We start from the raw sequence: 7,788 nt of genomic DNA on the forward strand, positions 1-7,788 counted from the left end.
CATCACACCCGCAGGGAAAATGCTCCAAGCCGTCACTTTCTTTCGTCTGCCGGGAAGCTTAAGATCAACCTCGTGCCGAACGCCGTTCCTCTGCTCGATTTTTCCCGTGAATACCAGCTCCGCCGCGAAGAGATTCTCGCTGCCCTGGAACTGGTCGCCGACTCCCAGAAGTTCATCCTTGGACCCGAAGTCGAACAATTTGAGGCCGCCGCCGCCAGTGCTCTGCAGGTAAAACATGCCATCGGCTGCGCCTCCGGCACAGACGCCCTCTGGCTTGCCCTGGCAGCCGCCGGCATAGGCCCGGGTGATGAGGTCATCACTACCCCGTTCAGCTTCTTCGCCTCCACCTCGGCCATCCTGCGTGCGGGTGCTACCCCGGTCTTCGCCGATATTGACCCCGTCACTTTCAATCTCTCTCCGGCCGCTGCCGAGGCCGCGATTACCCCGCGCACCAAGGCCATTCTCCCGGTTCACCTCTACGGTCAACCCATCGACTGGGACCACTTCCAACAGCTCACAGACCGCCATAAGCTGCTGCTGGTCGAAGACGCCGCCCAGGCCTGGGGAGCACGCTGGAAAGATACTCCGGCCGGCAGCCTCGGCGCCTCCGCGGCCTTCAGCTTCTACCCCACCAAGAACCTCGCCGCCATGGGCGATGCCGGCATGGTCACCACCAACGACGACAGCGTCGCCGACCATGCACGCGCCCTGCGCACCCACGGCATGCGCCAGCGCTACTTCCACGATGAGATCGGATGGAACGCCCGCCTCGACAGCTTCCAGGCCGCGGTGCTGAACGTCCGCCTGAAGTATGTCATCGGCGGCAACGAAGAGCGCGCCCGGATCGCGGAAAACTACCTGCATCTCTTCCAGCAGGCCGGCCTGGTCGGCGCCATCACGCTGCCGGAGATGCTGACCAACGCCCACTCCGCCTGGCACCAGTACGTCATCCGCGCCCCGCGCCGCAACGACCTGCGTACCCACCTCACCGCCCATAGGATCGGCACCGAGATCTATTACCCGTTGCCTATCCATCTGCAGCCATCACTCGCCCATCTTGGCTATAAGGCGGGTACGTTCCCCCACTCCGAACAGGCAGCGCATGAGGTTCTGGCACTGCCGATCTTCCCGGGACTGCGGCTCGACGAGCAGGAGTTAGTTGTCCAGCGGATCGCGGAGTTCTATAGCTAAAGCTAAAAGGCGGTTGAATAGTTGAATGGTTGGATCGTTGAATGGTGCTTCGCGTGAGATGTTTAGGCGATTGTGGCGGATGAAGCAGGTCCTTCGCTTTGTCACCCCAGCCAGCAAAGCTGTCTGGGGACCCCGTTCGCTCAGGATGACAAACCAGAAAAGCGGTTCGCGCGTAGCGCGAATGCCCACATAGGCTTCGCGTATGTGGGGCACCCGATTTGTACTCATATCCGGTTTGTACTCATATCCGGTCTGTCATCCTGATCCGGTCTGTCATCCTGAGCAAAGCGAAGGACCTGCTTTACCGGGGTACCACCACCATCCGGCTACCCGCAAGTCACCATTCAACGATTCAACAATTCAACCATTCAACTATTCAACTATTCCGGTAAATCGGCAGCAGATCATCCGCCACCGGCTTCCGCAGCTCCTCCATCAACCCGTGCTGCGGACTATACGTACACACCGGATCGATCGCTTCCATATCGCCCGTCAACAGAAAGGCCTGACACCGGCAGCCGCCGAAGTCGCGGTCTTTCCGGTCGCAGCTCCGGCAGGTCTCCGACATCCAGGCATCGCCGCGAAACCGCTCAAATGCAGGCGACTGTTCCCAGATCCACGACAGGCTCTTCTCCCGCACATTGTCGAAACAGAACCCCGGCAGAATACCCGCCGAGTGGCACGGTAGCGCCCGCCCTGCGGGATCGATGAGGATCATCTGCCGTCCCCATCCGCCAACACATGCCTTGGGGAAGTTGGCATAGTAGTCCGGCAGCACGGCGTCCAGATGAATTCTTCCCCGCAGACGCGTCTTCGCTGCTTCCACCACAGGTAAGGCATATCGGACCTGTTCCTCGGTCGGCATCAGCAGGCTGCGGTTCTTCAGCGCCCAGCCGTAGTACTGCACGTGCGCGATCTCGATGCGGTTGGGCTCCAGCGACTCTGCCAGAGTAATCATCTCTTCCAACCGGTCAAGGTTCTGCCGGTGCACCACCAGGTTCACCGTAAAGGCCAGGCGCTGCCGCTTGATCAGCGGAACCAGCCCCAGCTTCCACGCATGCGCCTTTGTTCCTGCAATGTAGTTCGCCCGTGCTTCATCTGCATCCTGAAAGCTCAGTTGCAAATGCTCCAGCCCGGCCTGAACCAGCCCTGCAAGCCGCTCTTCCGTCAGCCCAACACCGGAGGTCACCATGTTCACGTATAGCCCCGCGTCATGGCCTGCCTGGATCAGCTCCGTCAGATCCTTGCGGGCGAGCGGCTCGCCGCCGGTGAGATGCAGATGCAGGATACCCAGTGCAGCAGCCTCCTGAAAGACATGCCGCCACACCTCGGCCGTGAGTTCTGTCTCCGTCTTCTGCATCTCGATCGGGTTCGAGCAGTAGAGACAGTGCAGCGGGCACCGGTGAGTCACCTCACAGATAAGCGATTGTGGCCGTGTCGTTGCGGGCATTGGTCTACATCACCCCTGCAGCACGCCGCGTTCGGCCAGGCGGCCGAGCAGCGCTACTACATCGTCGAGCATCTCGTTCTCATCGGCTCCTTCATATTTCGCCGCCAGATGATGGACGATCTCACGCACGGTGCGTTTGCCATCCACCTCCAGCAAAATATCGCGCGAGGGCCCGCTCAGCTCCAACACACCCTCGGGAATCAATACAACGTCCTGCGTGGGATGCAGCCGGTACCCGGGTGTCATCTGGGGAATCGAGTCACATGTCATGCTTCCCCCTTCGGCAGAAAACATCCCGGGGGCGGTAGCCCGGGAACCACATAGGCATGCTCAATGGCATCGAGCTGTGCCCACAGGATCTCGCATTTGCGTTCCAGCGCGCGGATCACCTGCTCCTGCTCTTCGCGGTTGCGGGCATGCTTCGTCACGTAGTCCAGAGCAAACGCCGCGTCTTCCGGAGCCTGCGTCAGCCGGCCAACGAAATAGGCCAGCCCCGGCTCCAGATATGGATAGTGAAGCTTCATCCGGTCCATCCGCAGGCTGATCAACTGCCGCGAGAACAGCTCCGTCAGACTTGACGCTACAGCGACCAGCAGTGAGCTGTCACGCACCAGGGCGAGATACGCATCCACCGCGAAGATGACGGCGGGCAGCACGCCCTTGTAGGCAATCGTGTCTTCACGCGAAACACCTGCGGCCTCCGCCAACTGGATCCACTTCTCTACACCGCCGTATCCACTCTCATCACCATCGTGATCGACGATGCGCTTCCGCCAGGCGCGGCGAAAGGCCGGATCGTCGCTCTTGGCCAGCACCAGAGCGTCCTTGATAGGAATGCGGCTTTGATAGTAGTACCGGTTCAGCGCCCACGCCTGCAGTTGCCCGCGCGTCAGCTCGCCCCGGTGCATCCGCTCATGAAACGGATGCCGATGGTGATACTTCGCCTCTCCTACCGCCTGCAGCCGCGCACGCAGCTCGTCTGGGCTCAACATCTCCCATGCGGTCAACATGGTTACAGCTCCCATCCATCCTCCGCGATCTCCCAACCTCCGGCGAGCACGGCCTTACGCTCATCGCTCTGACGGTCAAGGATGGGATTGGTATTGTTCAGGTGCACGAAGACCTTGCGCGCTCCTTGGAGTTCCGCAAGCTGTGCCATCATGCCATCCTCGCCACTCATCGGGAGGTGACCGATCTCACGCGCCAGCGGCGTCCCGGGCTGCGCCCGTTGCAGCTCATCATCGCTCCAGAAGGTACCGTCGACCGCGATCACATCCGCCGCCGCAAACTCCCGGTACAGGGCTTCCGAAACGTGTCCAACCGCCGGCGTATAAACGACCTTCCGTTCCGGACTCGCCAAAGCCAGCCCGACTACGGCCTGTCCGGGCTCAGCGTTCGCTGCGAAACTCTTCGCGTAATACGGCAGATCGTCCGACATCGGGATCGCCGTACATGTGACTCCCGGCAGCAACTCAAACGGCTCGCCGGGAAGCATCGTGATCCAGGTCAACTGCTGCGGCACCCGTTCCAGCATCCGAAAAAAGCTATTAGCTTCCAGTACCCGCCGGACCAGCGGCGTGGCGTAGACCCGTAGCGGCTGAAACTCACGCATCAGCAACAGGCCCAGCACCTGGTCCAGATCCGCCGAGGTCAGCACGATGCCCCCAATCGGCGTATTCCGCCGACCATTCTCCGGCCTGGGCTGCAGCGTGGGTGTTGCTTCAATCTGCACACGCAGGTCTGGACCTGCATTCAACAGAACATTTCGACCCTGTGAACGCACCACGGCCTGTAGCTGCAGCCGAGGCGTACAGCGCACGGGATCCCTGCGGCTGAAATTGCACAGAGCACAGGCACAGTTCCACTGCGGAAAACCGCCGCCAGCGGCGGTTCCCAGCAATTGCAATGTAAACAAGGTTTAGATTTCGGCGGGGGAGTAGCTGTTGATCTCACAGCCGAGGCTTACTTCTTTGAAATCAGGACGGGTCCAGGTCTTCATGTGTCGCTTCTTCCTCTCAAGGTACTGAATGAGTTCTGCGTCTGAGAGCGCACAGTGGAGCAAATCTCCTAAAGGTGTAGAGCGGAGTTTTGGCTGTTTGCGCCGTTTTCCTTCGAGGAAAACGGCATTCGCAGATTTATCCAAAACTACAGATCAGGAGAATTGCTCTAAGTACGCCTCAGTGGAGAGAGAATGCCTGATCCGGGCAACGTCTGTAAAGTCGGCTGGCGGCATCCTCAAAGAATCCGCAGACAAACCTTTGTCTCACAATTACTTGCGTTTTTTGACAGGCTTCTTCGCAGCGGCCCTGGTCGCCTCGTCTTCGCTGGCCTTGGCCTCCGCCTGCGGAGTCTCGCCCGGACGCAGCACCCGGCGCGTGATATTTCCCTCCAGCCGGTAGGTCTTCTGCACCAGCTTTGAGGGCTTCGAGATTCCGGTCACAGGATCGGGGACCACCGGCCCGTTGTCCGCCGCCAACACCCGATAAACAAACGACGGCGCCGGTACCGTATTCGCACTCTGCCGCGGAGCATTCGGCTGGCCCGGATCGGTCTTGACCTCCACCGGCAGAAAACCCTGGATATTGCGATCACGGAACGCCGTCTCGTACCGGTGCTTGGCCCGGTTCCAGGTAAAGACGCGTACCTGGTCGAAGTCATACGGCAGCCCGGCCTTCCAGCTATTCATCAGCGTGACGAAGATGGGCACCATCTTGTCCGTGCCTTCAACCTCATCGTCTTCAACCTTCGTCAGCACGTAGTTGCCCACGATGCGCTGCCCTTCGGCATACCGCGCCACCGAATCAGGCACGTCGACGTCCATCATGCGCGAGAGCAACCAGCCCGACCGGTCCCCCGAGCGCACCAGCCACCAGTCCTCCATCGGCGGAGGCGCAGGCGGCTCACCTTCCTTCGCTTGCTGCTGCGGAACTCCACCTGGCACAGGTTTGGGCAGCGTAGCCCGGGCAATGAGCCCCAGCTTCTCTCCTTCATTCAGCCGGTAGAAACGGTCTGTATCGCGGCCTGGCTTCAGGTGCAGGTACACATCGTCCCGCACCACACCGCTGGCCACCGCCGGCTGCCGGGCATACTCTTTCTTCAAGGCGTCGAACTGATCGACGATATCCTGCGTCACAACCGCCCGCTCGTTGATCCAGCCGGTCTCGCCCTTGTCGGTCACCACACGGAAGTAGTGACGCTGGCGCTCAAGAATCTTCAGCTTCTGCCCGTTGTCGACATTCCCCGTGCGGTTTGACACGGCCGCCAGGCGGTCCCGCAAATACGTCCCCTTGGCCGTGACATAGACGAATTCGTCCTTGGGTTTAGGGCGCAGGCGGCTGCATCCCGACAGCAGCACAAGGACAGCGGCGAGGGTGAACAACCTACGTTGGAATGACGGGAAAATCACGCCGGGACAGCTCCGAGGATACTATCTGCAGATGATCCTGCGTGAATCACGGTTCGCAACATGCACCTAGTGCGTCACCTGTAAGGGCTTCCATTGGGCGTTCCACGTCAGTGCGTCCACGTCAGTGCGTCACTGCCACGGCTACCGGACCATACGCCGTCGTCGTTGAGCTGACGGTATAAATCCGCCCCGCTGTAGAAGAGTCAAAAGCATACATCCCCACGTCAGGCGAGCCTCCATTGGCTGCCGCCAGAATGTACTTCCCCGTGGAGTCCGCCGCCAGCGCGGTCATGGTCTTGCCGGCCGAGTACGGCGATCCGCTGAGCGCCGTCAACGCTCCTCCTGTACCGATGGTGAAACCCGAGATCGTACCGTCACCCTGGTTCCCCACATAGACGTACGTTGCCGTGTTATCGACCACTACCGAAGTCGACTGGCCGCTGGTCGCAAAGGGCGATCCGCTCACAATTGTCAGCGCCCCTCCAGTGCCGATGGTATAAACCCCCAGCCCCGCCGAGTTTCCGCTGCGGGCGATGAACAGATATGCCGTGTTTTTGTCCATCGCTATGGCATTATCGCTGGTCGACCCCGGAGCGGACAGCCGCTGGCTCTCGCTCATTGCGCCCGTCGACGTATTGAAGCCGTAGACGATCTCGCCCGCGGTTCCCAGAGCCACTATGACGTAGTTGCCATTAGGAGCGACCTTGATCGCCTTGGGTATCGGCGTCGTTCCCGAACCGAAGGTATATAGCGCTCCGCTGGCCGCCGTCAGTATGCCAGTCGAGGTGTTGATGGAGTACTCCTCAATCGTGGTCCCGTCGGCATCCAACGTAAAAAGCCACTTCCCGTCCGGCGAGATATCCATCGACACCACATTGCCGTTGGCCACCGCTGCGCCGTTGTTCGCCGCTGTCAGCACACCGCCGGTACCGATGGAATACGCATACACCACGCCACTACCCGCGACATACACAAACGTATTTGCCGGAGTCACCGCGATCGCCGTCGGCGTAAAACTCAGCGTGTACGGCGATCCGCTTACGGCCACCAGCGCTCCCGTCGACATGGCATACGCCGTCACCGAGGTCGAACTGGCATTCGCAACGTACACGATGTCCGACCCCGAACTGCTTCCGCCACCTTTGATCGGCGGAAAGAAGTCACCGCAACCCGCCAGTAGAACGATTGGCAGAACCACAAAGAAGCGCAATGCTCGACACAGCCTCAACACGCTCACCATTGTCGCAGGAATTGGGTCTGAACCGTGGCTTTGCCTATAATCCGGCCATGTTCAAACGCTCTTGCATGACCTTTGGCGCCGCCGCGCTGCTGACCCTGACGACCTGCCTGTTGGACGCGCAAAGCCCTCAATCCGTTCTGGAACAGCAGGTCCGCGCCGACATGAATTTTCTCGCATCCGATGCACTGCAGGGCCGCGGATCGGCCACACGGGATGAACATATTGCTGCCCAGTACGCCGCAGCCGTCTTCCAGGAGATCGGCCTGCAACCCGGCTATAACGGCAGCTACCTTCAAAAAGCCCCGGTCGAGCTCTCCGACCGCGCCAAACAGCGCATCGAACAACGCTATGCTCCCGCCGATCGCTTCGAGACCTGGAACGCCGTCGCCATCCTCCCGGGGACCGATCCAAAGCTAAAGTCCGAAGTTATTCTGCTCACCGCCAATCTCGTTCATCTGGGCATCGCAAAACAGCCCGTGATTGTAGACGCGATTTATAACC

Annotated in this window: 8 protein-coding genes and 1 pseudogene; 2 read left to right on the forward strand and 7 right to left on the reverse strand. The window is 60.3% G+C overall.

Annotation, left to right across the window (positions count from 1 at the left end):
- A partial coding sequence (locus tag AB4043_RS07150; RefSeq protein WP_442306754.1) for a DegT/DnrJ/EryC1/StrS family aminotransferase occupies positions 1-1,191 on the forward strand: 1,191 nt, incomplete at its 5' end.
- A 376-nt stretch (positions 1,192-1,567) separates the two neighbouring features.
- On the opposite strand, the gene pqqE is transcribed toward AB4043_RS07150, so the two are convergent.
- From pqqE to AB4043_RS07185, 7 genes are all read right to left on the reverse strand, one after another.
- Positions 1,568-2,641, reverse strand: coding sequence for a pyrroloquinoline quinone biosynthesis protein PqqE (gene pqqE, locus AB4043_RS07155; protein ID WP_442301111.1), 1,074 nt, complete (start codon positions 2,639-2,641; stop codon positions 1,568-1,570).
- A gap of 9 nt (positions 2,642-2,650) precedes the next feature.
- Entirely contained in the window at positions 2,651-2,911 is a 261-nt protein-coding gene (locus AB4043_RS07160) for a PqqD family peptide modification chaperone (protein ID WP_442301112.1), read from the reverse strand.
- The gene (gene pqqC / locus AB4043_RS07165) at positions 2,908-3,666 is read right to left on the reverse strand and encodes a pyrroloquinoline-quinone synthase PqqC (protein ID WP_442301113.1); all 759 of its coding nucleotides are present in this window, start codon (positions 3,664-3,666) and stop codon (positions 2,908-2,910) included. The genes AB4043_RS07160 and pqqC overlap by 4 nt, the downstream gene beginning before the upstream one ends.
- The gene (pqqB, locus tag AB4043_RS07170) at positions 3,654-4,556 is read right to left on the reverse strand and encodes a pyrroloquinoline quinone biosynthesis protein PqqB (RefSeq protein ID WP_442301114.1); all 903 of its coding nucleotides are present in this window, start codon (positions 4,554-4,556) and stop codon (positions 3,654-3,656) included. Before pqqB ends, pqqC begins: the two co-directional genes overlap by 13 nt.
- A gap of 3 nt (positions 4,557-4,559) precedes the next feature.
- Complete coding sequence (pqqA, locus tag AB4043_RS07175) at positions 4,560-4,640, reverse strand: pyrroloquinoline quinone precursor peptide PqqA (protein ID WP_147650507.1); 81 nt, start codon at positions 4,638-4,640, stop codon at positions 4,560-4,562.
- Between the two features lie 270 nt (positions 4,641-4,910).
- Positions 4,911-6,047 carry an SH3 domain-containing protein gene (locus AB4043_RS07180; RefSeq protein ID WP_442301115.1) on the reverse strand — a complete coding sequence of 379 codons (1,137 nt, stop codon included), beginning with the start codon at positions 6,045-6,047 and terminating at the stop codon, positions 4,911-4,913.
- Positions 6,048-6,168: 121 nt separating this feature from the next.
- Positions 6,169-7,245, reverse strand: coding sequence for a lactonase family protein (locus tag AB4043_RS07185; RefSeq protein WP_442306755.1), 1,077 nt, complete (start codon positions 7,243-7,245; stop codon positions 6,169-6,171).
- Between the two features lie 11 nt (positions 7,246-7,256).
- Here AB4043_RS07185 and AB4043_RS07190 point away from each other — a divergent pair.
- Positions 7,257-7,788 (forward strand): annotated as a pseudogene (locus AB4043_RS07190) (hypothetical protein); the annotation flags it as partial.

Source organism: Terriglobus sp. YAF25, from assembly GCF_052113305.1.
GTDB lineage: Bacteria > Acidobacteriota > Terriglobia > Terriglobales > Acidobacteriaceae > Terriglobus.